This window comes from Bacillus sp. N447-1, from assembly GCF_022701035.1.
Taxonomy (GTDB): domain Bacteria; phylum Bacillota; class Bacilli; order Bacillales; family Bacillaceae_G; genus Bacillus_A; species Bacillus_A cereus.
This window is the reverse complement of the sequence record NZ_CP065509.1, coordinates 4,626,040-4,651,059: the sequence shown is the minus strand read 5'-3', so window position 1 is coordinate 4,651,059 and position 25,020 is coordinate 4,626,040. Positions and strand designations below refer to the sequence as shown.

Genomic DNA, 25,020 nt, shown 5'->3' with positions numbered 1-25,020 from the left:
ATTACATATAAAAAGGTCTCACCATAATTGGTGAGACCTTATCCTTGAATCGTTTTATTCATTTGTTTAATGGCTGACTTCTCTAAACGTGATACTTGCGCTTGGGAAATCCCAATTTCTTCTGCAACTTCCATCTGTGTCTTTCCTTGGAAGAAACGTTTTCTAATAATCATTTTCTCTCTATCATTTAAACGCTTCATTCCTTCTTTCAATGCTAATTCTTCAACCCACTGCTCGTCCTTTTGTTTTTCATCACTTAACTGATCCATAACAAAGATAGGATCTCCCCCATCATTATAAATCGGTTCAAATAATGAAACTGGATCTTGAATCGCATCTAAAGCAAATACTATCTCTTCATGAGTTACTTCTAGCACTTTTGCAATATCCATTGCTGTTGGTTCTTTTGAATTTTCTGCAATCAATTTTTCTCTTACTTGTAAAGCTTTATACGCAATATCTCGCAATGAGCGCGATACGCGAATCGGATTATTATCACGCAAATATCTGCGTATTTCCCCAATAATCATCGGCACAGCATACGTTGAAAATTTTACATTTTGGCCTAAATCAAAATTATCAATTGATTTCATAAGTCCGATGCAACCAACTTGAAATAAATCGTCAACATATTCTCCTCTGTTATTAAATCTTTGGATGACGCTCAGTACAAGACGTAAGTTTCCATTCACTAATTTTTCTCTTGCGCTTATCTCTCCACTTTGCATTTCACGAAATAATTTACGCATCTCTTCATTTTTTAATACTGGAAGTTTAGCTGTATCAACACCGCAAATTTCTACTTTGTTTCTCGTCAAAGTGTTCCCTCCTATCGGGAGTTGCTGTACAGTGTAAAGTATTTCCTTTGAAGGGGATTTTATGCATGTGGTTTTTTCACGATTTATTATTTAAATTATCTTTCCTAATACAACTAAATAGAATAAGACCAGCCTACATAACGGCTGGTCTTATTCTTTACACCATTTTATTAAATTCTTTTCGTAATCTTTTTATAATTCTTTTTTCTAAACGCGAAATGTATGACTGTGAAATCCCAAGCATATCAGCCACATCTTTTTGCGTCTTTTCCTCTCCTCCAGCAAGCCCAAACCGAAGTTCCATAATTTGTTTTTCACGATCATTTAATTGGTGTAATGCTTTCATTAAAAGGTGACGATCTACAGTAGCTTCTAAATCTTTTGTAATAATATCATCATCTGTACCTAACACGTCAGACAATAACAGTTCATTCCCATCCCAATCAATGTTTAGTGGTTCATCAAAAGAAACTTCCGAACGATTTTTGTTATTTCGACGTAAATGCATTAAAATTTCATTTTCTATACAACGCGATGCATATGTTGCTAATTTTATTTTCTTTTCTGGATTAAATGTATTTACCGCTTTAATAAGGCCGATTGTTCCTATACTAATCAAATCTTCAATATTTATCCCTGTATTTTCAAACTTTCTTGCTATATATACAACGAGCCTTAAGTTACGTTCAATAAGTAATGACCTTGCTGCCTGATCTCCTTTTGGCAATTTATTCAAAAGAACTTCCTCTTCTTCTTTTGTTAACGGTGGTGGCAACGCTTCACTTCCACCAATATAATAAATTTCATCGGTCTTAATTCCTAATTTCAGCAATACTTTATACCAAAGGTATACTAAATAAAATTTTAATTTCATCATATTATCCCGCCTCTCATTTATTAAGCGATCACCATTTTTTGCGAAATCAACATTTTTGGATGCACAATACATTGATACTCCCCATTAGTAGACAGCTGTTGTGTATTTAATCCAATTAATACTTTGTTTACAACAATAGAACTACCTTCATGGTCAACTTGCACACTGTCAGGCTTAATTGCCCACAAAAATTGACTCTCTACTCCTACTGCACGGAAAGGAATTAAGCGTAATTTGGTCGCCCAACCAGAATCATTTTCTGGTATTTGAGGAATTTCTGTTTTGGAATAAATTTGTTCTGTTAACCAAGATGGTAAGCAATGTTCTAATGATGAAACATGCATAATCATAACAGGTGTTTTTGTTAATGGGTCATAAAGTTGGTTCCCACTGTCAATAAGACCTGCGAGTTCTAGTTCTTCTTCGGCTAATTGAATTTTTACTTTCACAATTTGATCATAGTGTATTTTCGTGACCTCTACGCTTTCAATACGCTTTTTAGAAAAATAATAAATTACTGGAAAACCAAAAATAACAAATAACCAACTAATTGGATCACCGTAAGAAATTGACTGAGATTGAACCAATCCATTTACCATTTCATTCGTTTGCAAAAAGAAATGAGTTCCAATTAATCCTCCGCCAACCATAAAGGTTACAAAGTAAAAAGTAAAAACAGTTTGTGCATAATTTCTAAATGTCGTAAACCCAAATGCTGTATACACAATAAGTAACGAGTACAGTAGTTTCATAATTGGATGTGTCATCATAGAAGCAAAAGGAGTAAAGGCAAAAATAACAATGGTTGAACCTATAAATGCCCCTAACACAAGCCTCCATCTTTTGATTTTCTTTTTTAACACGGTAGCTGTTAATAAAAGCAAAAGAAAATCAATGCAGGCGTTTAACAACCAAACAACGTCGGCGTAAACAACCAAACAATTCACCTCTTTTTTCAAGTTGAGACTAGTATAATGCATATCCAATAGGAAAGTGTGTCAATTTGCGGAGGTGTTTTTTTGTTATTTTGTGATTTCTAGACATAATCTGTCGGTAAAAAATAAAAGTACAAATTCATAGAATGATATACTCTTATTTTCACAAACAAAATATATTGAAATATACGAAATAAAAAAAGACCTGCTTAGCAGGTCTTTTCCATAAAAAATAAAAAGGAGCATGAAAGCTCCTTTTTTTATCGTCTACGACGGTTACGTAAAAATGCTGGAATATCGATATCATCTGAATCTGAATGACGCTCATGTACAACTGGCTCTTCACGCTTCATTTCACGTTTTACTTCACGCTGTTTTGAAGGTTGAGCTACTGGTTGTTGCTGTTGTTGCGTGTGGTTCGCATTCGGACGAATAATTGGTTTTGGTGGTTGAGTTGCAATGCTATCATCAAAACCAGTTGCAATTACAGTTACAACGATATCATCTTTTAATCCTTCGTTAATAACAGAACCGAAGATCATATTTACTTCTGGATCTGAAGCTGAAGCTACGATGTCTGCCGCTTCTTGTACTTCATATAAGCTTAAGTTAGCGCCACCCGTAATGTTCATGATAACACCTTGAGCTCCATCAATAGATGTTTCTAGTAATGGGCTAGAAATTGCTTTTTTCGCAGCTTCTGCAGCACGATTTTCCCCATTACCAGAACCAATACCCATTAAAGCAGAACCTCTATTAGACATAATTGTCTTTACGTCTGCAAAGTCTAAGTTAATTAAACCTGGCGTTGCAATTAAATCCGAAATACCTTGAACACCTTGACGTAATACGTTATCAGCTTCACGGAATGCTTCTAACATTGGCGTATTTTTATCAACAATCTCTAATAAGCGATCGTTTGGAATTACAATAAGAGTATCTACATTTTCTTTAAATGCTGCAATACCAGATGCTGCTTGCGTCGCACGCTTACGTCCTTCAAAAGTAAATGGACGTGTTACAACACCTACTGTTAAAGCACCTAATTCTTTTGCAACTTGAGCAACAACTGGAGCTGCACCAGTTCCAGTTCCACCGCCCATACCGGCAGTTACGAAGACCATATCCGCACCACGAAGTGCTTCTTGGATCTGTTCTTTACTTTCTTCTGCAGCTTTTTTCCCTACTTCAGGGTTTGCGCCTGCACCAAGTCCACGCGTTAATTTTCCACCAATTTGCATTTTTGTTTCAGCTTTTGATAGATTTAATGCTTGTGCATCAGTGTTCACAGCGATAAAGTCTACACCTTGTACACCGTGTTCAATCATACGGTTTACAGCATTGTTTCCGCCACCGCCGACACCGATAACTTTTATATTCGCTAATTGATCTTGAGTAGTATCAAACTCTAACATGTCGAAATCCCCCTAGAACCTCATTTTTCGTGTCCAATTTTAATCCCATAAATAACGGAATACACGTTTTACTTTTGACATCATGCGGTCATCATTTTGATTATTATTGTTTTGATTACGAGTTTTTTGTTTCGTGGGTTGCTGTTGTACCGGCGTTGGTGCTGGTGCTGGTACTGGTTCAAAATGCTCTTGCTTTTCCTGCACATTTTTCCCACGTAATTTAGCTTTTTGATAAGAATGTTTAATTAATCCAACTCCACTTGTATATTGGGGCTCACGCACACCAATATAATCAGGAGTTGCTACACGAACATTTTCATGTAAAATATCATATGCAAGATCAAGAACACCTGGCATAGAAGCAATTCCGCCAGTTAGTACATAACCAGAAGCCACTTGCTTTACTCCTAACTTACGCACTTCATCTTGAACAAACATTAAAATTTCCTCTACACGAGCCTCTATTATATCCGATAATTCCAACTGAGAATATTGTTCTGTTTGATCACTTCCCATAATAGGAACCGTAAACATCTCTTCTTCAGATGCTGTATCATAAAAAGCATGTCCATATTTCAACTTAATTTGATCTGCATTTTCTGTTGAAGTTTTCAACCCAATCGCAATATCTTTCGTTATATGGTCTCCACCTAATGGTAATACGCTTGTCGCTTGTAACTCTCCATCTTTAAAAATAGATAAAGTTGTAGATCCTCCCCCCATATCAACAAGGGCTACTCCTCTATTTTTTTCATCTGAAGATATTGCAACTGTTGCAGCCGCTAAAGGTTGAAGACAAATATCAACAATTTCAAGACCTGCTTTTTCTACACAACGAAGTAGGTTATGTAGTAAAGTTCTCGAGCCTGTAATAAGTGTACCTTCCATTTCTAATCTTACACCGATCATCCCGCGTGGATCGTTAATCTCGTCAAGACCGTCTACGATGAACTGTCGAGGTACCACATCAATAAACTCACGTTCTGGAGCAATTGACACAACTTGTGCTGCATCTAGAACGCGTAAGACATCTTCATTCCCGATTTCACGATCTTCATTTGAAACAGCGACTACTCCGTGACAAGGAAGTAGCTGTACCTGGTTTGCATTGACACCTACTACAACTTGCTCAATGTGGATTCCCACCATGCGCTCAGCTTGTTCAATTGCTTTTTTAATTGATCGAACAGTCTCGTCTATATCAACTATCGATCCCTTCTTTAAACCATTTGATTTTACATTTCCAACACCAATAATGTTTAAGCTGTCATTAACCATTTCACCAATGATGACTTTAACATTGGATGTACCGATGTCAAGACTAACATATATTTCATTGCTGTTCATTCTTTGGCACCTCCTTCTTTATTTATACCATACAACTCAATATATGGAACAACAATCGCAACTTTACTATTTATAAGAAAAATATTCAACGTCTTTATACGTTTCCCTTTTTTAACCCTATATTTTTCTTATTTTTATTTAGCATTCAATTAAGAATATCGCAGTAAACTATGAATAACTGCTTATCTTGAAATAATTCTATTTCGAGTGTAAAGTTTACCGCCAAGTATAAGTCTACACTAAGATGTACTCATAGAAAAGTGAAACTTGTACCAATACTAGTATGAATCTAAGAATTTTACATATTTTTCATCAAATGAACCATTCTTCTAAATTCGTATACACATAATAGAACATTCGTTTCGTTTTTTCTGCTATAAGTAACGAAAACTACCATTCTATTCTTTTTTTTCTTCCGCACCTAATTCTTTCGTATATGCACCTACTTCTAAGTCAATTAATACCTTCTTACCTGGCTCAATTGTTTTTAAAATAAGCGGATAGGCTTCCATACGTTTTGCGAAATTTTGAATTGTAGTGCTCACTTCATAACCTTCATTCATATATAAAGTAAGATGATCTTCATTCGCATTCGTTGGTGAATAGCGAATCTCCGAAATAGATTTTAAAATAGCTGGTGTTAATTTTTCTAGTTCAGCGATTAACTCCTTCATTTTCTCTTCTTTAAAAGGTTCGAAAATCGGTGCTGCAACAGGAAGTTTTCCATTAGGTAGTACATCAAGCGTTTTTCCATTCTCTAATAACGGTTGTAATTTTCCCTCTTTATTTATATAACCAATCGTTAAATATTCTTCGATATGAATATCAATATTGTTTGGAAAACGTTTTTTTACATTTACTGCTTTAATTTCTTTTCGCTTCGTTAAGTTTTCTTCAGCTTTATGTGCTGTCACTCGGAAATAACTTGTATCATATGTCACGCCTGAATCCTTCATTACTTGTTCATCCGTCATATAGTGATTTCCAAACACACTAATCTTTTTTATATTACTAAGCGGAGACCGAAAATAAATTAAAAAGAGCACTAATAAAAATAAAATTGATATGTATAAAATCAATCGATGATTAACATTTTTTTTGTTTTTTTTCTTTTGATTTTTCAATTTTGGTACACGATCTTGTAGTTTAATCACTTTACTATTATTCATGTACGATCCCCCTATGTAACATAAAGAACGGCATGTTCCTCATGCCGTTCTTATCTTCTTATTATAACATAAATGATAATGAGCGGAACGAATAACCGTTATCTTCCAATGATTTCTACTTCTGTGTGCATATCTACATCAAATTTATCCTTAATTGTATGTTTTATTAATTCAATTAAAGACAATACATCTTGCGCTGAAGCTCCCCCAGTATTAACAATAAAATTGCCATGCATTTCAGAAATTTGAGCTCCACCAATCCTATAGCCACGAAGCCCTGCTTTTTCTACTAAATCTCCTGCAAAATGTGGGATTGGATTCCGAAATACACTTCCTGCACACGGGTGATTCCATGGTTGCGTTTCACGGCGGTAATCTTTATTATTTTGCATGCTACGTACAATTTCTTCACGTTTCCCCGCCTGTAATTGAAACACCGCCTCTAAAACAATACCAGGACGTTTCGTTTGCAATACAGATGCCCGATAAGAAAACTCCAGTTCTTTATTCGTTAACCAGTCAATTGCACCGTCTTCAAACAGAATGAGAGCCTTCGATAATACACTCGATATATCCGATTTATGTGCACCTGCATTCATATATACTGCACCACCGACACTTCCTGGAATACCGCTTGCAAACTCCAATCCAGCTAACCCTTGACGACTAAGTAAAGTTGACAATTTAATAAGAGGATATCCACTACCAACTCTTACCTTATGTTTTTCGACCTCTAAGTGATCTAATCCTTCTCCTAAACGAATAACAACACCTTCTATGCCTTGATCAGATACAAGAAGGTTTGAACCGCGACCAATTACAGTCCACTTCGTTTTGTATTGCTTTACTAACTGTAATGTTTTTTCAATACCGGCTACATGCTTTGGCACAATTAAAATATCCGCTGGGCCACCTATTTTCATAGTTGTATAACGTGCTAACGGCTCGTTAGCCAAAACACGACCAACGTCTGCTTCTATAAGCTCATTTACTAATTGTTCCATAGACAATCTCCCCCATATTAAGTCTCCTTATGACAATAATATGCAGGGCGTTCACCTAACGTTATCCCTCTATTTACGGGCAGTACAGCTCCTAAATCAAAATTAGGTGATAACAAAGAAATTAGGCGAAATGAGGATACCAGTAAACATCCGATTAGTGAAAGGTAATAATCAAAGAGAGAGAATCACTCCCTACTGATTAAAGCCTCACTTTATTTTTTTACAAGTTTATTCATTACTTCATACAGCTTATTTGCTGCATCTGGAATACCTAGTTGCTTAGCAGCTAGCTTCATATTTTGTAATGTTTGTGTATCTAATAAAATCTCATCAATATCACGAATAAGCGTTTCAGCTGTTAAATCTTTTTCAAGTAACATTTTTGCCGCTCCTTTATCAACAACTGAAAGTGCATTCTTTTCCTGATGATTATTTGTTACATACGGACTCGGTATTAACACACTTGGTTTTCCTAACGCTGTTAATTCTGCAAGTGTTGTTGCCCCAGCCCTTGAAACAACAAGGTCTACACCAGTTAGTACCTCTGGCATATTATGAATGAACGGCTTAATAATAACATTGCTTGGGTTCCCTTTTTGCTTCACGGCTTCCATCACTTTGTCATAATGTACTTCACCTGTTACATATAGTATTTCGTAGCTTTTGTTCCCAAACTGTTCAATTGCTTCAACGAAGGCATCGTTAATCGGTCTAGCCCCACGACTTCCACCAAATATAAGTACAGACTTTTTAGGAAGAGAAAGCCCAACTGAACGTTTCCCCTTCATTCCATTTTGTTCCATTACCTCTGATGCTCGTGGATTACCTGTCATTACCACTTTTGACTCCGGAAAATGCTCTATAGCTGCTTCAAAACAAACAGCAACTTTATCAACATAACGGCTTAAAAACTTGTTCGTTACACCTGGTACACTATTTTGTTCATGTACAATAGTTGGAATACCTAATTTGGCTGCAGCGTATACAACTGGTCCACATACATATCCACCCGTTCCAATTACGATATCCGGATTAAAACGACGAATATATCGTTTACTATCCTGTACACCTTTTAGAAAACGCATTACTGTTTTCACATTATCTAATGATATTTTTCGTTTAAATCCACTTATAACAATAGATTGAAATGGTATACCTGCTTTTGGAACGATTGTACTCTCTAGTCCATTTTCCGTACCAATATATAAAAATCTTGCTTCTGGATTTAACTTTTTTATTTCTCTAATTAAAGCAAGAGCTGGATAAATATGACCACCAGTACCCCCACCACTCACTAATACACGCACTACTAACTCCTCCGCTTCTCTTTTCTTATTTCCATTATATTTATTTCTATATACATATTGCATTTTTACACACATACGAAAAACCCTGTCTTATAAACAGGGTTTAGTAGCGAGAATGGCGACTTATATTTAATAATACACCTACTGCCATTAACATTAATGTCAAACTTGATCCACCATAACTTAAAAACGGCAAGGTAATACCCGTAACAGGCATTAGTCCTGTTACAACACCAACATTAATCATTACTTGAATCGCAATCATCGCCACAATACCTACTGCTAAAAACGTACCATATAAATCTGGCGCTCCTAATGCGATACGAATCCCGCGCCATAATAATAGACTAAATAATAATAACACAAATGAACCACCAATAAAACCTAATTCCTCGGATAAGATCGCAAATATAAAGTCAGTTTGTGGTTCAGGTAAATAAAGAAATTTTTGTCTACTTTGTCCAAGTCCAAGCCCAAATAATCCACCAGGTCCAATTGCAAGTAATGATTGGATAATTTGAAATCCACTCCCGAGCGGATCTGACCACGGATCTAAATATGATGTAATGCGTTTCATTCGATACGGTGCTGATGCAATTAACCCTACAAATCCTGCTACACCAATCAAACCAAACATTGCAAAGTGAAAAACTCTCGCTCCCGAAATGAATATCATAATGATACATGTCCCAACCATTACCGTTCCTGTCCCAAGGTCTGGCTGTAACATAATCATCCCAAAAGCAAGAAACACAAAACTAAGAGCCGGTAATAAACCACGTTTAAAAGATGTAATCAATTTTTGCCGTTCTGCTAAAAACTTTGCCAAGAAAATAATCATCGCAAACTTCATAAATTCTGACGGCTGAATCGAAAATGCCCCGATTCCAATCCAACTTCGTGCTCCTCCTCGAACAAGACCTACTCCAGGAATAAGAACGAGAATAAGAAGAATGAAGCAAACTAGCAAAATCACTTTTGAATACGTACGCCACACCCAATAATCAATTTTCATAATAAAAAACATAGCTACTACACCAAGACCCGCAAACAGTAATTGTCTTTTTGCAAAAAAGAATGAGTCCCCCATTTTATAAGAGGCCCAAACTGCACTCGCACTATAAACCATAATCATTCCGATTGTCAACAATGAAAGTGTTACGATGATGAGAATAAAATCAGGCGTTTTCTTCATTACCCACAAACACCACCTCTTTAGGCAGAACCTTTTGCCCTATGTAACAAAACATCAGTAGGTGTTAGCCTACTGATGTTTTGATTTACTTTATATAAGTTTATGCACAGCTTGTATAAAAATGTCTCCTCTTTCTTCAAATGTTTTAAATTGATCCCAGCTTGCACACGCTGGAGAAAGAAGAACGACATCACCATCTTTAGAATGAGCATAAGCTTTCACCACTGCTTCATCTAAAGTATCGACACTTTCAATTATATCTAATCCCGCTTTTTCTGCCGCTCTTACTAGTTTAGGAGCTGTTTGTCCAAATGTTACAATCGCTTTTACATTTTTGAAATACGGAATTAAATCATCGAATTCATTTCCGCGATCAAGCCCACCTGCTAGTAACACAATCGGTTGTGTAAACGCAGATAGTGCTTTCTCAGTCGCTAACATATTCGTTGCTTTTGAATCATTATAAAACTTACGGTTGTTAATCGTTGTTACATATTCTAAACGATGTTTTACACCCGTAAAACGTTTTAACACGACCGTAATTGCTTCATTAGAAGTACCTAATAATTTCGCAATACTCATCGCAGCTAAAATATTTTCTAGATTATGTTGACCAGGTAAAACGATATCGCTTACTTCAATAACTTTTTCACCTTTGAAATAAAGAGCGTTATCTTTTATACACGCACCATCTTCAATTTCTTTCGTTGTCGAAAACAGGATTTTTTGACCTTTAGAATACGCAGACAAAGCCATCACATCTGCATCATCCGCATTTATTACACTATAATCATTTTCTGTTTGGTTTTTAAAAATATTTGCTTTTGCTAAACCATATTCTTTCTTCGTCCCATGATAGTCTAAGTGGGCCTCAAATAAATTTAAAAACGCAGCAATTTTAGGTTGGAACAATTCTACTCCCATCAATTGAAACGATGAAAGTTCTGTAACTACAACTTCATTTTCTTTTGCATCCTGTGCTACTTCACACGCTACAGTTCCAATGTTCCCTGCAATTACAGGATGCTTTTGTCCTTCTTTTAGCATTTCAAATGTCAGCATTGTCGTCGTCGTTTTACCGTTAGACCCCGTAATCCCAACAAATGGTGCTTCTGAAATACGATATGCTAATTCAACTTCCGTAACAATCGGAATTTGCTTTTCTTTCGCAGCAACTAATATTGGATTAGAATACGGGATTCCTGGATTTTTTACTACAAGAGAAATATTTCTCTCTAATAATTCTAAAGGATGACCACCGCATACAACGTCCATTCCTTTTGCTTGTAATTCTGCAGCAAGTACATTCTCTGCTAAAGGCTTTCCGTCATTTACAATAACATTTGCCCCTAACTTTTGTAACAATGTAGCTGCTGCATAACCACTTTTTGCAATGCCCAATACAAGAATATTCTTATTTTGAAATTCAGTTACAGTTTTCAATTACATCCACACCCCGATATAAATTCCTAACACAGCTAATAAAAATCCTGCAGACCAAAACGTCACAACAACACGCCACTCTGACCAACCACATAATTCATAGTGATGGTGTAATGGACTCATTTTAAAGACACGTTTTCCTGTTGTTTTAAATGAAATGACCTGAATGATAACCGATAAAGTTTCCATTACGAATACTCCGCCAATAATTACAAGTAGCAATTCTTGTTTTAATAAAATCGCTACAGCTGCAATGGCTCCACCTAAAGCTAATGAACCTGTATCTCCCATAAACACTTTTGCTGGATTCGCATTGAATACTAAAAATCCAAGTACAGCTCCTACAACTGCCATACAGAATATCGCTACTCCAAATTGCTCTTGTGCCACAGCAATAATACTAAATGCTCCAAATGCAATAGCAGCTGTTCCTGATAATAAACCATCTAAACCGTCAGTTAAGTTAACTGCATTTGATCCACCAATAAGCATAAATAGTACAAGTACGAAATACGCCCAACCTAATTCAAACTTAACATCCGTTCCCGGAATCATGATGTATGTGTGGAACGCTTGCCCTTTTCCAATTAAAAAGAATGCAATAGCAATAACAAGCTGACCTACTAATTTTTGCTTTGATGTTAAACCAAGATTTCTCTTCTTAACTACCTTTATGTAGTCATCTAAAAATCCAATCAATCCGTAACCAAACGTCACTAATAGTAATAACGAAACCTCTGCACCTAAATAATTAAACTTAATCGCCATAATAAGTGAAGTTACCATCATAGATACGTATATGACGATACCACCCATTGTCGGTGTCCCTGATTTTTTTTGATGTGACTTTGGTCCCTCATCACGAATACTCTGTCCGAACTTTAATTTTCTTAAAAATGGAATAAACAATGGCGAAAGGGCAACAGAAATTAAGAATGCTACCCCAGCCGTTACTAATAAACCTTGCTCAAGCACATGTAGTCCTCCTCTCACGTTGTTACTCTTCGTTGTTTAAACGCCCTGTAATTGCTTCTTTAGCAACTTCACGATCATCGAAATGATGAACTTCTTTACCAATAATTTGATACGTTTCATGACCCTTACCAGCAATAATAATGATATCATCCGCTTTCGCTTTAGCGATTGCATGGTGTATTGCTTCTTTTCTATCAATGATCATTTCATAATTTTTCCCGCTTGCACCATGTACCATATCATCTAAAATAGCCGCTGGATCTTCACTTCTTGGATTATCTGATGTATAAATTGCATGAGTTGCATATTTTGTTGCAACACTTGCCATTATCGGTCTCTTCGTTCGGTCCCTATCGCCACCACAACCAACGATACAATACACATCACCTTTTGCAAATTGTTTTGCAGTTTTTAATACATTTTCTAAACTATCTGGCGTATGTGCGTAATCAACAATAACTGTATAATTTTGCCCTCCATCAACAACTTCAAAACGTCCTGGAACCCCAGCTAAATCCTTTATAACAGCAATGATTGTTTCTAATTTCACACCCGAAACAAGTCCTGCTGCTGTTGCTGCAAGTACGTTATATACATTAAATTTACCTATTAATTTCATCGTAACATTTACACTTTCATATGGTGTGACAAGCGTAAATGTAGTCCCGCCACTCGTCATAACGATATTTTTTGCCATAATATCACTTGTTGTATCAATACCATATGTTACAACTGTTGCTGCAGTACTTCTCATATACTCTTCTGTTACATTATCATCGCTATTGAGCACAGCGTACTTTTCACGATTATGATTATAACTATTGCCAAGCTGTGCAAATAGTAACCCTTTTGCATGTTTATATTCTTCCATCGTTTTATGATAGTCTAAATGATCTTGGGTTAAATTCGTAAACACCGCTACATCGTAATCACATCCGTGTACACGACCAAGATCTAACGCATGTGACGAAACTTCCATTACCGTGCTGTCCACACCTTGTTCAACCATTTTTGAAAACGTCTGTTGAAGTGTTAGTGCATCTGGTGTTGTATTTTTCACCTCAAATGTTTCATCACCGATTTTCATATTAATCGTTCCAATTAGCCCTGTTTTATGACCATGTGCTCGCATAATCTCATCCATAATATGCGATGTTGTTGTCTTTCCATTTGTACCTGTAATTCCGATTAAATGTAACTTGTGTGTCGGTTGACCATAAAAATAATCAGCTAAAACCGCTAACGAACGAAAAGTATTTTTCACAAGTACAACTGGAACGTCAACATCAATTGGTCTTTCCGCAACAATAGCAGCCGCTCCTTGTGCCGCTGCTTGCTTAGCAAAATCATGGCTATCAACCGTATATCCTTTCATACATACAAATAAGCTTCCCTCTTTCACTTTACGTGAATCAGCTTCTATAGATGTGATTTCTGGATTTTCTTTTGGAACAACTGGAAAATCATGCAAACATGATACAAGTGTATGCAACTTCATTTCACTAAACCCTCTCTACATTGTTTATTTATCTTTTTTCAGTAAGCAACACATTACCTCCTATATAAGGAGGTAAGTGCTACTGACCTATTTATGAATGAGACACTTACTGTCTCAAATTAAGTAACTGTTCTATAAAGAACTCACTTCCACCAATTGTACCATAAAACGTACTATGTTACCTTTAATTCCCGAAGTAAATTCTAATTTTTGAGCCTTCTTTTACTTTAGCTCCCGCTTCTGGTGATTGTTTAATTACTTTCTCTCCATCTCCACTTATATCAAGCTTCAAATCGACGAGTTGTGTTTGTAAGTCTTTCTTTTTCATTCCAATTAAATTCGGAACTTCCACAGTTGGTGTATCGCCCCATTTATATTCTTTCTCAACTTGTTCTTTTCTCGGTTTCACTCCCATAACAGGAAGCGCATCTCGAAGGATATTCCCGACAATCGGAGCTGCTACCACTCCACCAAACTGTGTAACCCCTTTTGGATTATCAACAGCAACATACACAACAATCTCTGGATCATCCGCTGGAGCAAATCCGATAAAAGATACTATATAATTATTCTCTAAATATTTACCATCTTTCACCTTTTGAGCAGTACCCGTTTTTCCACCTACACGATATCCATCAATATAAGCACCTTTACCAGAACCTTTCGCTACAACATTCTCTAATGCATAACGAACTTTTTCTGAAGTTTCCTTGGAAATAACTTTTCTTTTCTCAACAGGTGTCTTTTTACTAACAACTTGATTATTTTTCGGATCAATAAACTCCTTAGCTATATACGGCTGATACAATGTTCCACCATTTACAGCCGCCGCTACAGCTGCTACTTGTTGAATCGGTGTAACAGAAACCCCTTGGCCGAATGAAGTTGTTGCTTGCTCTACTGGACCAACTTTATCTAAATTAAATAAAATCCCACTGCCTTCACCTTGCAAGTCAATTCCAGTCTTCTGCCCAAAACCAAAATTACGAATGTATTTAAATAATCGGTCTTTACCAAGGCGATCACCAAGTTCAATAAATCCCGGGTTACATGAGTTTTGAACGACTTCTAAAAACGTTTGACTGCCATGACCTCCTGCTTTCCAGCATTTCAATCTAGCTCCACCTACTTCAGCTGCTCCATCATCATAAAACGTATCCTTCTCTAAGTCTACTAAATTTTCATTCAATGCTGCAGCTAATGTAATGATCTTAAATGTTGAACCAGGCTCATACGTACTCCATACAGGTAGATTTCTGTTATACACTTCTGGAGAGACACTTTGAAAATCCGCTGGGTCAAAACTCGGTCGACTAGACATACCTAAAATTTCACCATTTTTAGGATTCATTGCAATCGCAATCATACCGTCAGGATTATAAGTTGACTCAGCAATATTCATTTCTCTTTCCATAATCCTTGTAATACGCGCATCGATTGTTAATCCTAAATTTAAACCAGCTTCTGGCTTTTTGAAATCATCACCAACATTAGGCATCCTTTGTCCTTTCGCATCTGCAAAAAAACGCACATGACCTTTGTCCCCATTTAGCTCTTTATCATAATATTTTTCTAGTCCCATAAGACCTTGGTTATCGCTACCTGCAAAACCTAATACATGTGATAAAAAGTTTCCAAATGGATAGTACCGGATAGAATCCTCTGCGATATACACGCCCTTCAAACTTAATCCTCGTACTTCTTTCGCTTTGTCATGTGATATTTTCCTTCCGCCTTTATCTAACCTTACAATCGATTCTTTTTTTGTAATCCTTTTATAAATCTCATCTTTTTCCACACCTAATACTGCAGCTAACTTCTCTGCAGTCTCTGCTGGTTTTTCAATTTGCCTCGGTACAACAAAGACAGTTGGAGCACTTTTATTCGTGGCAAGTTCCACACCATTTCGGTCTAAAATTTTCCCACGTTCGGGTTCAAAAGTAATATTACGACTCCATGAATCTTTCGCACGATCCGTTAACATATTCCCAAGAAAAAATTGCACATATCCAAGACGAATATCGATAATAGTGAAAATAAGTATACCTGATATAAGTATAAAAATAAGTCGTTTTCTAACTGTTACATTTGATACACGCATATCGGAACAAGCCTCCCTTACGCCTAGCTTGTTCCAATATATGCTTGTACTTATTTAATTAGAACTTATTCTCTTTTACCATTACGGCTTTTCTGCTTCTTGCTGTGGTTCGAGTGGCGGTACGAGTGTGACACCTAATTCTGTACCAGGTTGTAATAATGTTCCTTCCGCCACACTTTGTTCTGTTACGTATCCTGTACCAGAAGGTTTCAAGTTAAGCTGTAATGTCTTCGCTAAATTCATAACATCACGCAGTGCCCATCCTTGTATATTTGGCATTGTAGGCTTATCTCCTACCAAGAAGACTCGGTCGCCTTTTAATGTTTGTTCAGTCGCTTTTGGTACTTGTTGCTGTACTTTCCCTTCACCTAGTACGATTGGACGAAGTTTTGCTTTATCAATCGCTTTCCCCGCTTCAGCCATCGTTTTACCAGTTACATCTGGAACAGTAGTTTGTTGTTCTTTCAGATGTTTTTTCGGATCTTTCACTTCATTTGGCTTAATCTTTAAATACTCTAAACTATTTTTTGTTACATATTTAAAAATATCAGCTAAAGGTTGTGCGCCGTTCTCATCATCTTTTAATTTCGGCTGTTTAACAGCTACATACACGACAAGTTGTGGATCGTCCATTGGTGCCATACCTAAGAATGAGAATATATAATTCTGTCTTCCTGTCATATAGCCGCCTTTTCCATCCGGAATTTGCGCTGTACCTGTTTTACCACCAACTGAATATCCATCAATTTTATAAGCTGTCCCTGTACCTTTCGGAGATGTAACAACACGTTCTAATAACTGTCTTACTTGCGCTGCTGTTTCCTTTGTAACAGGTTTTCCTACTTCTTCTGGCTTATGTTCTAATTTTACTTTGTCTGTTATCGGATCTACAATTTTATCAATTGCATAAGGTTTCATCATTTTCCCATCATTTGCAATGGCCGTTGCAGCTTGTACAAGCTGAATTGGTGTTACAGTGGAACCTTGTCCAAAAGCTGTTGTCACTTGTTGTATTTGCTGATCAAATAAAATTGTATTCGATCCTTCACCTGATAAATCAATGTTCGTTTTTTCATCTAATCCAAAACTATGAATATATTTTCGGAAACGTTCTGGACCAAGTTTTTGATCTCCTAAAATTGCAAACGCTACGTTTGAAGAACGCTCTACCCCTTCATCAAACGTGATAGAGCCCCAACCAGCACCGCCATTATGATCTTTTATTTTCCTATTTCCGACTTGATATGTCCCGGATTGATAATAATCTTGTCCTTTGTACACACCTTCATTAATAGCTGCCGCTAACGTAAAAATTTTCATTGTTGATCCAGGTTCAAATGCATTGGCAATCGCGTCATTGAAGAAATATTTAATTTGGCGATCATTAGGGTCATAACTAGGTTTAGTAGACATCGCTAATATTTTCCCAGTTTTCGGATCTGCAACAATCCCTATTAAACTTTCTGGCTCATATTGCTTACTTGCTGCTTTCATCGCGTCTTCTAAATAACTTTGGACACGTTGATCAATTGTTAAATAAGCATTATCTCCATTTTTAGGTGCCTTTACATTAACTTTTCCCCCATCAAGGGACACACCTTTACGATCACCTGTATATGCTACTTCTCCATTCGAAGCACTTAAGTATTTATCCAAGCTTTTCTCTATGCCAAATTGACCTACCGAGGTTCCATTCTCATTTGGTTTTGCATGACCTATAACGTAAGATGCAAAATCACCGTTTGGATACACCCTTGCATTTTCTGTAATAAAAGATATTCCCGGCAACTTCAACGCTTCTATTTGTTCCTTCTTTTCTTTCGTCAAATCCTTGCCTAACGTTCCAAATTCGACTTGACTTCTACCTTCCTTGTTTAAAGAAGCTAAAATATCCTCTTCGCCTTTTCCAAGTACTCCTGCAATTTTCTTTGCAGTATCTTCTTTATTCTCAACTGAGTTAGCACCTTTTAGTGCAGCTACCATTTTGTAAGAGTTTGCGTCTTGCGCTAACACATGACCGTTTTGATCATAAATGGTTCCTCGGTTCGCTTCAAGAACTCCTTTTTTACTATGCTTTTGTTTAGCAAGTGCATCTAAATCCTGATTATGAACGGTTCCTGTTGATTGTATGTAAAAAAATCGGGCTAATAACAGCAAAAAGAGCAGGAGGAAAAATATCATAAAATAACCTGCTCCCTTATTGGTATGAAATTTAGTCATATTCTTCTTCATCGTTCCTTCACACCTATTGCCTTATTTGAGGCCTTTCACATTATTCGCATTAATTTCTAGCCCATGTTTTTTTGCAACTTCAGCGATTCGTTCATAGCGACTTAACTTCTCTACTTCAGCTTGTAATTCTTGATTTTCTTTTTGCTGCTGTACAATTTTTTCTTCTATCGTCGCTGCTTCTACATTAACTTGATAAAGGCCTGCTTTATTTCCAATAAACGCGACACAGGCATACAATAAAAAGCCAATAAACGCTACATACAACAGTTTTTCGATTCTTGTAATTTTCGCTTTAACCTTCGGCTTAGCCATCTGCTGTGGGGGCGTTTGAATTTGCACCTCTTCTTGCGCTTGTTGTTTGTACTTTACAGCTAAATTAGTCATACCTCTCTCTCCCTTTTATCGTTTTTCAGCGATTCTCAACTTCGCAGAACGCGCACGATTATTTTCTTCTAGCTCTATATCAGAAGGTAAAATCGGTTTTCTTGTAATAAGCTTTAATTTCGGCTTAAATTCATCAGGAATAATCGGTAATCCTGGCGGCAATTGTGGCGTTGTACTATTTCGCTTAAACGTTGTTTTACAAATACGATCTTCTAATGAATGGAATGTTATAACACTAACCCTTCCACCTGGCTTAACCATCTCAATAGCAGATTCCAATGCTTCTTCAAATACTTTTAATTCATCGTTTACAGCTATACGAATTGCCTGAAACACTCGCTTAGCAGGATGCCCACCCGTTCTACGAGCAGGAGCCGGAATACCTTCTTTAATTAGCTCTACTAATTCTCCTGTCGTTTCAATAGCTTTATTCTCACGATAAGCTTCAATTTTTCTTGCAATTTGTTTTGAAAATTTCTCTTCACCGTATTGGAAGAAAATCCTTACAAGTTGTTCATATGACCAGCTATTTACAACATCGTACGCTGTTAATGGGGCATCTTGATCCATCCGCATATCTAGCGGTGCATCATGATGATAACTAAAGCCTCGTTCTGGTGTATCTAATTGTGGGGATGAAACACCTAAATCAAATAAAATACCGTCTACTTCTGTTATACCTATTTCCTGCAGTTTTTCAGCTAAATAACGGAAGTTACTCTTTACTGTTATAAACTGTTCACCGTATGAAGAGAACTTTTCTTTCGCGTTTTGAATCGCTATCTCATCTTGATCAAACGCTATTAATTTTCCACCTTCAGTTAATTGGGATAATAAATAAGAACTATGTCCTCCTCCCCCCAGTGTACAATCTACATATGTACCATCTGGCTTTATATCTAAGCCGTCTACTGTTTCCTTTAAAAGCACTGTTACGTGTTTAAACATTGTTGCACCTACTCTTTTTCCAATTAATTATGTTGAATGTATCCCTTCCTCTAAACACATATTTCACGCTTAGAGAATGAAATAATACGAAAGAACGACTCATTTAACTTACCAACAAAGGCAACATACTATACAAATCGCTATTTTCTTTTATTATATACTAAATTTTATCATCTTTTGCGGGAATTTAAATAAAAAACTGTCGAAAAAGCGAATAATACGTTTACATTTTGTGCTATTTTGTCATATATTTAAGTATCCAACACAATTGCCATATTTAACACTTTTTTTGATTGATAATTCAGAAAAAAATCACTTCACAGTAAATTCAACGGAATAAAAATAAAATCCTGCTCCAAAGAGCAAGATTTTATAGTTTTATAACATGATGTTTTCCGTCCCAAGAAAAAGGGTTTTCCATTACACGATCAACGAAATCCAAACCAAACTGATTTAAATAATAACATACATTCCACACACGTTCTTGCGGTGCACCTAATGGACGAAGTGCGAATTGTATACGGCGGAATTTATTTAGCTGAACCTCATACTTTTTCTCAACATTTCTTTTCAACATTCTTTCCAGCAGTTCAATTTGTTCATTAATTTTCAATTCGTTTTTCCCTGCAAACGCACCTAACCCTGGCTCTATTTTCTTTACAAATTGCTGTAAAGATGTATGAATATCGGCAATTTCTTTTTTCGCCTTTTCAAAATGATCATCAATCGGTTCCTCTATTTGATTAGACAACCAGTTTTCACGCAATTTATCGACATCATTTAAAAACGGATCACTTTCTCTCAATTGCAAATCAAATAAATCCGTCGCTATATCTCTCTCCACATAAGTAATTGTAAGACGAGGAACGACAGGTGGCATTTGAAAACCGACAGTATGGAATACTTGTTGTAATTCACTCCAATAAGCTAATTCTCCTGGACCTCCAATAAATGCGAGCGTAGGAAATACATACTCTTGCATAAGAGGACGTGTTACAACATTATTACTAAAACGTGCCGGATTTCTCTCCATCTCTTCAATCAACTCTTCGTATGAAAAGGAATGCGCCCCATCCTTTCCAACAAACTTACCTTGTTGATCTTCAAGCAATACTCGTTCATCATCTATTTCCATGAATATATGCACTGCATGAGACTTCGTTTCAATAATCGGTTTGTATCCTAGTTCTTTAATTACTTCTTGCTGATTACGAAGCCCCTCTTGTACCTCTTTATACTTACTTATAATTCGCTTGAAAAATGGAATTTCTAACTTTCTTAATTCAGGATGATGTGAATCAACAAGGATTAAACCAGAATTAGCAAAGATTTTCGTAATAAGATGAGCAAAGAAATCTACATACGTATTCGATTTTTTCAAAGCATCATCAACAAATTTTAATACATCCTTTGTAAAATTTGTTTCTGGGTATGTTTTAAAAATCTCTTCAATCCAATTTCTACAATCTTCAACAGAAAGTTCAGACTCAGAAGCACTCGCCTTTTTCGGATTACGGTCATAAAAAATAGTTTTTTTCATCTTTTTATTTTTCGCTACAAAAGTATGGTTAATCTCATCCATATCATGGTCTTCACCCGCAATCCAGAAGACAGGGACAACTTTAACTCCTAAACTTTCTTCCTTTTCCTTTGCAAGCTGTAAAATTGAAATAACTTTATGAATTGTATAAAGCGGTCCAGTTAATAACCCTGCTTGTTGTCCAGCTATAACAACATATGTATTTTCATCTCCAAGCGCTTTTACATTTTGAAGTGTAGATTCTCCCGCTTGTAATTTTGTATTATATTCTAATAAATGCGCTACTAAATCTTGGCGGAAAAACTCCCTTTCACGCAAATCATGTAAACGTTGTTTAAAAGCATCTTCTGTTAACATATAATCAAAACATGACTGTATCTCTTTTTTACCGTTCATATAGTCCGCTACAACACCTTGTTGCGGAACAGAGATTTCTTTTATCTCCATATAATTCTTCCTTTCGTATCCAGTTCTCTCACCAATCCACATTGTAGTCAATGTTTCACGTAAAAGCAAAGAATAACACTTATACTCTTGTTTCTAACCCTTTTATTGCATCGAACAAAAATTGAAGTGTCGGAACTGGTAGTTGCTGTTTCTTAGCTTCTTCTAATACATATCCAACAATCGCATTAATTTCCGTCTGTCTATTCGCTCTTACATCCGCTAACATAGAGGATGTATTACGAGACGTTCCTTCACACACATTTCGTACCATTTGCCATACCATTTCTTTTTCTCCTCTAATAAGAAATGCGACCTCCTGAAACACTTGCTCCATCATTTGATAAAAAAAACGATTCGTGATTAATTCACCATTCTTAACTCCCAATAGTGCTGTCAATGGATTGATACATACATTTACTACTAATTTTTTGTGCATAATCTCTTCCCAATCCGTTTCTATTTGAACTGGAAAATAAGTAACAGGAAAATAACGGAATATTTTCTTGAAATGTATAGATTGACCACAAACCACTCCAAATTTTGTTACCCCTATCCCAGTATGATGAACGATATGCCCTCCCTCTTTTTTCGCACCATGTTCTACAATACCAACAGCTATATTTTCACTCCCTATTTTCAGCATCTTTTGAAGATGCGACATTCCGTTTTGCAAAAAGATTAATGATGATGCCCCTTCCACAAACGGTAGTACGTCATCTATATGATATTGCTTCACAGAAATAAATATATAATCTAAATTTTGTGCTACCATACTTTCTATCGGTAAAACAGGTGGATATACTGTTTCACATCTTCCATCTCTAATACAAGTTACACCTGTTTCATTCAACTCTTCAGCCTGCTTAGCCGTTCTTGTAAACAACGTAACATCTTGGTTACTTTTTTGTAAATAAAATGTATACAATAGACCAATAGCACCTGGTCCGACAATTCCAATTTTCATTTTCACACAAGGGATTCACATTAAGCGCCCTTGCCTCCCCTCCTTTTTATATCTTTTTAAAGTACATGAGCACGCCCTATAATTTCGTTGTCCTCTGTCAAACAAATACACTCTCTTTTTTCGCTATGTATAATACTGCCTATTAATACACTTATACTCTTAGTTTAGCAAATCCTCAAAAAAATAATAAAAGAAATATACTATCTTCTTCATAAAAATAAAAAAATGAGTTATAATATTATTGTAAATATTTTTACTTTTCTGCATTCAACAAGATAACAAAAGGATGTGATGTAATGGGATTCCCAAAAGTTGAGCGCTTGCTCATCAATTATAAAACGTTAGATGAATTCAAAAAATTTAAAGGGTGCGGAGCCCAAGAACTATCTATGCTGGAAGAATTGCAAGCAAACATTATTGAAAATGACAGTGAATCTCCATTTTATGGCATTTATTATGGTGGATCACTAATCGCACGTATGAGTCTATATATGAAAAGAAACGGCGGAGAACCATTCGAAATTACAGGTCCTTACCTAGAACTTTATAAACTTGAAGTATTACCAACTTTTCAAAAACAAGGATTCGGGCAAATGCTTGTAAATCATGCGAAACAAATGCAATTTCCTATTAAAACAATAGCACGTATTCATTCAGCTGGTTTTTGGGATAAATTAAATTTCAACCCCGTATCAGTAACTGATGGTGATTTTTATATTTGGCATCCAGAAACAAATTTGAATGCGGTTACAAACGAAGAATCGGCTTAAAAAATAAAAAAACAGCTGTATAACAGCTGTTTTTTATTTCTTAAGCTTCTCTAACTTCTCATTCGAGCGAGCATTGTTTCTTTCCGCTACCATTACACTTCTTTTTTGATCGATATAATCAAGTAATGTTCTATACTCTTCTTCATATACTGATAATCGCTCCAGAAGGCGCTCTCTTTCTGTTTGTAATGATTCAACTTGTTGTTGCAACACCGTTAAAGAGTTTTCATCTTTATAATTTTGCAAGAAATCAATAACATCATTCAACGTAATTGACGTAGGTTCTAACACCTTTGTCTCTTTCACTTCATAATGTTCTACTTTACGAAGTTGCTTTGCTTCCTCAATACGTTCTTTATATTGCTTTCTTACGTAAGAATTCCATCTAAACCCACATGCTGCTGGTGTACGAGATAAATTTTTTCCCACTTCCTTAAAGGCAGAAAGTTGTGTTCCACCTTCTCGAATATGCCGGAGTACTACTTCTGCCAGAAGCAAATCTTCATCATCAGTCCAAGCATCTTGTCTTGTTGTCGCCATCTCTCTAGTCCTCCCTATGCATTTTTTATTAAGCATATGCAGTTACTAGAAAAGATAGAATACAACAACTAAAGATTAAGACAAAAAAAAAAATAAACGCAGAAGATATCTTCTGCGTTTATTTTCCCGCAATTACTTGCTGATTACTTCTTTACCTTTGTAAGTACCGCATGCTTTACATACACGGTGAGCTAATTTCGCTTCACCACAGCTTGGGCACTCTACCATACCAGGTACTGATAATTTGAAATGCGTACGACGCTTTCTTTTTACTGTTTTAGAAGTTCTTCTAAAAGGTACAGCCATTCTTCCCACCTCCTTAAAAGAAATAGTTATTTTCATATGAAGGCCTGAACCAGTCTTCCGATTATTTGTCAAAAAACTTTGCAAGTCCTGCCAATCTTGGATCAACAGTCTTTTCTTTGTCTTCTTCCGAAATCACTTGCCAGTCTTGACCTTGCGTCGGTGCTCCACCAGAAACATCATCACTGAAAATTTGCATTGGAATCTCCAAAAGTATATTTTCCTTGATTACGGGCAGTAAGTCAAGTACTTCTCCTTCTAAAGAATGAATTTCAGCTTCAGTTTCAAATTCTTCTTGTGAAGTTTGGAACACCTCAGTTGTTTTAATGTCAAATGGTAATGTCACATCTACTAAAGAGCGAGAACATGGTAAAACCATGCTTCCAGTTATATGTAGATGAAACGTAAACTTACCGGAGCCAAAATCAACTCTTCCCGTTACATGAACAGGATTAATTTCACGAATATCTTTCTCGACCTCTTTTAGCTCACTTACATCTACCATCTCATCCAATGTCAATCCTTTATTTCTCAATTTATTCAATTGATGGATGGACCATTTCATATCATATCACCTCAAGGCAACAAACAAAATTATAGCTAGCCATTTTATATTTGTCAATGTTTTTTCTTTACACCTCTAAAGAAGCATTGTGTCCATTATGTGTTAAAACGTGTGTTTTTGTCCAGCTATATTTTCTATTTTAGACAAAATGGACATAAAGTAAATAATAAATGTGGTACAAGTTGTGGTCAATGTGGTCTGCGTGGTCAAAAGAGAGTGGTCGTTTGCGATCACTCTCTTCTT

22 protein-coding genes are annotated in these 25,020 nt (G+C 36.1%); 1 reads left to right on the top strand and 21 read right to left on the bottom strand.

The genetic code is table 11. From position 1 onward, the window contains the following. Positions 1–38: 38 nt before the first annotated feature. From sigG to panE, 18 genes are all read right to left on the bottom strand, one after another. Positions 39–818 carry an RNA polymerase sporulation sigma factor SigG gene (sigG, locus tag IQ781_RS23925; protein ID WP_000197755.1) on the bottom strand — a complete coding sequence of 260 codons (780 nt, stop codon included), beginning with the start codon at positions 816–818 and terminating at the stop codon, positions 39–41. A 157-nt stretch (positions 819–975) separates the two neighbouring features. Next, complete coding sequence (sigE, locus tag IQ781_RS23920; protein WP_000976948.1) at positions 976–1,695, bottom strand: RNA polymerase sporulation sigma factor SigE; 720 nt, start codon at positions 1,693–1,695, stop codon at positions 976–978. Positions 1,696–1,715: 20 nt separating this feature from the next. After that, a complete protein-coding gene (spoIIGA, locus tag IQ781_RS23915; protein WP_000261975.1) occupies positions 1,716–2,633 on the bottom strand; it encodes a sigma-E processing peptidase SpoIIGA in 918 nt (305 codons plus the stop codon). Between the two features lie 257 nt (positions 2,634–2,890). After that, complete coding sequence (gene ftsZ / locus IQ781_RS23910) at positions 2,891–4,045, bottom strand: cell division protein FtsZ (RefSeq protein ID WP_000888984.1); 1,155 nt, start codon at positions 4,043–4,045, stop codon at positions 2,891–2,893. A gap of 39 nt (positions 4,046–4,084) precedes the next feature. After that, positions 4,085–5,392: a cell division protein FtsA gene (gene ftsA / locus IQ781_RS23905; RefSeq protein WP_001087558.1), complete on the bottom strand. Its 1,308-nt coding sequence runs from the start codon at positions 5,390–5,392 to the stop codon at positions 4,085–4,087. 398 nt (positions 5,393–5,790) lie between these two features. Continuing rightward, positions 5,791–6,561 carry a cell division protein DivIB gene (divIB, locus tag IQ781_RS23900; protein ID WP_001065793.1) on the bottom strand — a complete coding sequence of 257 codons (771 nt, stop codon included), beginning with the start codon at positions 6,559–6,561 and terminating at the stop codon, positions 5,791–5,793. 98 nt (positions 6,562–6,659) lie between these two features. After that, positions 6,660–7,565: a UDP-N-acetylmuramate dehydrogenase gene (gene murB / locus IQ781_RS23895; RefSeq protein ID WP_000437018.1), complete on the bottom strand. Its 906-nt coding sequence runs from the start codon at positions 7,563–7,565 to the stop codon at positions 6,660–6,662. A gap of 212 nt (positions 7,566–7,777) precedes the next feature. Then, positions 7,778–8,872, bottom strand: a complete 1,095-nt coding sequence (murG, locus tag IQ781_RS23890; RefSeq protein ID WP_139846726.1) for an undecaprenyldiphospho-muramoylpentapeptide beta-N-acetylglucosaminyltransferase — start codon at positions 8,870–8,872, stop codon at positions 7,778–7,780. Between the two features lie 103 nt (positions 8,873–8,975). Then, positions 8,976–10,067 carry a stage V sporulation protein E gene (spoVE, locus tag IQ781_RS23885; RefSeq protein ID WP_000753520.1) on the bottom strand — a complete coding sequence of 364 codons (1,092 nt, stop codon included), beginning with the start codon at positions 10,065–10,067 and terminating at the stop codon, positions 8,976–8,978. A 90-nt stretch (positions 10,068–10,157) separates the two neighbouring features. After that, positions 10,158–11,510 (bottom strand): UDP-N-acetylmuramoyl-L-alanine--D-glutamate ligase, encoded by a 1,353-nt coding sequence (murD, locus tag IQ781_RS23880; RefSeq protein WP_000860115.1) that lies wholly within the window; start codon positions 11,508–11,510, stop codon positions 10,158–10,160. Continuing rightward, positions 11,511–12,485, bottom strand: coding sequence for a phospho-N-acetylmuramoyl-pentapeptide-transferase (gene mraY, locus IQ781_RS23875; protein WP_000893060.1), 975 nt, complete (start codon positions 12,483–12,485; stop codon positions 11,511–11,513). It abuts the gene before it with no gap. Between the two features lie 22 nt (positions 12,486–12,507). Then, on the bottom strand, positions 12,508–13,983 hold the full coding sequence (gene murE / locus IQ781_RS23870) for a UDP-N-acetylmuramoyl-L-alanyl-D-glutamate--2,6-diaminopimelate ligase (RefSeq protein WP_000766313.1): 1,476 nt from the start codon (positions 13,981–13,983) through the stop codon (positions 12,508–12,510). 184 nt (positions 13,984–14,167) lie between these two features. Beyond that, positions 14,168–16,084: a stage V sporulation protein D gene (locus IQ781_RS23865; RefSeq protein ID WP_001266234.1), complete on the bottom strand. Its 1,917-nt coding sequence runs from the start codon at positions 16,082–16,084 to the stop codon at positions 14,168–14,170. Between the two features lie 81 nt (positions 16,085–16,165). Then, a complete protein-coding gene (locus IQ781_RS23860; RefSeq protein WP_000739960.1) occupies positions 16,166–18,316 on the bottom strand; it encodes a penicillin-binding protein in 2,151 nt (716 codons plus the stop codon). A gap of 21 nt (positions 18,317–18,337) precedes the next feature. Continuing rightward, positions 18,338–18,700, bottom strand: a complete 363-nt coding sequence (ftsL, locus tag IQ781_RS23855; protein WP_000182804.1) for a cell division protein FtsL — start codon at positions 18,698–18,700, stop codon at positions 18,338–18,340. 15 nt (positions 18,701–18,715) lie between these two features. Continuing rightward, on the bottom strand, positions 18,716–19,648 hold the full coding sequence (gene rsmH / locus IQ781_RS23850) for a 16S rRNA (cytosine(1402)-N(4))-methyltransferase RsmH (RefSeq protein WP_000472508.1): 933 nt from the start codon (positions 19,646–19,648) through the stop codon (positions 18,716–18,718). Positions 19,649–20,018: 370 nt separating this feature from the next. Then, on the bottom strand, positions 20,019–21,635 hold the full coding sequence (gene bshC, locus IQ781_RS23845; RefSeq protein ID WP_000403038.1) for a bacillithiol biosynthesis cysteine-adding enzyme BshC: 1,617 nt from the start codon (positions 21,633–21,635) through the stop codon (positions 20,019–20,021). A 79-nt stretch (positions 21,636–21,714) separates the two neighbouring features. Next, positions 21,715–22,599, bottom strand: coding sequence for a 2-dehydropantoate 2-reductase (panE, locus tag IQ781_RS23840; protein WP_002164452.1), 885 nt, complete (start codon positions 22,597–22,599; stop codon positions 21,715–21,717). 296 nt (positions 22,600–22,895) lie between these two features. On the opposite strand from panE, the gene IQ781_RS23835 reads away from it, so the two are divergent. Continuing rightward, a complete protein-coding gene (locus IQ781_RS23835) occupies positions 22,896–23,369 on the top strand; it encodes an N-acetyltransferase (protein ID WP_000506694.1) in 474 nt (157 codons plus the stop codon). Positions 23,370–23,402: 33 nt separating this feature from the next. Here the strand turns inward: IQ781_RS23835 and IQ781_RS23830 are convergent, their stop codons facing one another. The 3 genes from IQ781_RS23830 to IQ781_RS23820 all read right to left on the bottom strand — a co-directional run bounded on the left by IQ781_RS23830 (position 23,403) and on the right by IQ781_RS23820 (position 24,777). Further along, a complete protein-coding gene (locus IQ781_RS23830; RefSeq protein ID WP_000246467.1) occupies positions 23,403–23,909 on the bottom strand; it encodes an RsfA family transcriptional regulator in 507 nt (168 codons plus the stop codon). A gap of 132 nt (positions 23,910–24,041) precedes the next feature. Then, positions 24,042–24,215, bottom strand: coding sequence for a 50S ribosomal protein L32 (rpmF, locus tag IQ781_RS23825; RefSeq protein ID WP_001984764.1), 174 nt, complete (start codon positions 24,213–24,215; stop codon positions 24,042–24,044). A 61-nt stretch (positions 24,216–24,276) separates the two neighbouring features. Then, entirely contained in the window at positions 24,277–24,777 is a 501-nt protein-coding gene (locus tag IQ781_RS23820; RefSeq protein WP_000872149.1) for a YceD family protein, read from the bottom strand. Positions 24,778–25,020: the final 243 nt, after the last annotated feature.

Excerpts from the sequence above, each read along its gene's own strand:
- sigE (WP_000976948.1), bottom strand. The coding sequence starts at position 1,695 with ATGATGAAATTAAAATTTTATTTAGTATACCTTTGGTATAAAGTATTG.
- ftsZ (WP_000888984.1), bottom strand. The coding sequence starts at position 4,045 with ATGTTAGAGTTTGATACTACTCAAGATCAATTAGCGAATATAAAAGTT.
- ftsA (WP_001087558.1), bottom strand. The coding sequence starts at position 5,392 with ATGAACAGCAATGAAATATATGTTAGTCTTGACATCGGTACATCCAAT.
- divIB (WP_001065793.1), bottom strand. The coding sequence starts at position 6,561 with ATGAATAATAGTAAAGTGATTAAACTACAAGATCGTGTACCAAAATTG.
- murB (WP_000437018.1), bottom strand. The coding sequence starts at position 7,565 with ATGGAACAATTAGTAAATGAGCTTATAGAAGCAGACGTTGGTCGTGTT.
- spoVE (WP_000753520.1), bottom strand. The coding sequence starts at position 10,067 with ATGAAGAAAACGCCTGATTTTATTCTCATCATCGTAACACTTTCATTG.
- murE (WP_000766313.1), bottom strand. The coding sequence starts at position 13,983 with ATGAAGTTGCATACACTTGTATCATGTTTGCATGATTTTCCAGTTGTT.
- IQ781_RS23865 (WP_001266234.1), bottom strand. The coding sequence starts at position 16,084 with ATGCGTGTATCAAATGTAACAGTTAGAAAACGACTTATTTTTATACTT.
- IQ781_RS23860 (WP_000739960.1), bottom strand. The coding sequence starts at position 18,316 with ATGAAGAAGAATATGACTAAATTTCATACCAATAAGGGAGCAGGTTAT.
- ftsL (WP_000182804.1), bottom strand. The coding sequence starts at position 18,700 with ATGACTAATTTAGCTGTAAAGTACAAACAACAAGCGCAAGAAGAGGTG.
- rsmH (WP_000472508.1), bottom strand. The coding sequence starts at position 19,648 with ATGTTTAAACACGTAACAGTGCTTTTAAAGGAAACAGTAGACGGCTTA.
- bshC (WP_000403038.1), bottom strand. The coding sequence starts at position 21,635 with ATGGAGATAAAAGAAATCTCTGTTCCGCAACAAGGTGTTGTAGCGGAC.
- panE (WP_002164452.1), bottom strand. The coding sequence starts at position 22,599 with ATGAAAATTGGAATTGTCGGACCAGGTGCTATTGGTCTATTGTATACA.
- IQ781_RS23835 (WP_000506694.1), top strand. The coding sequence starts at position 22,896 with ATGGGATTCCCAAAAGTTGAGCGCTTGCTCATCAATTATAAAACGTTA.
- IQ781_RS23830 (WP_000246467.1), bottom strand. The coding sequence starts at position 23,909 with ATGGCGACAACAAGACAAGATGCTTGGACTGATGATGAAGATTTGCTT.
- rpmF (WP_001984764.1), bottom strand. The coding sequence starts at position 24,215 with ATGGCTGTACCTTTTAGAAGAACTTCTAAAACAGTAAAAAGAAAGCGT.
- IQ781_RS23820 (WP_000872149.1), bottom strand. The coding sequence starts at position 24,777 with ATGAAATGGTCCATCCATCAATTGAATAAATTGAGAAATAAAGGATTG.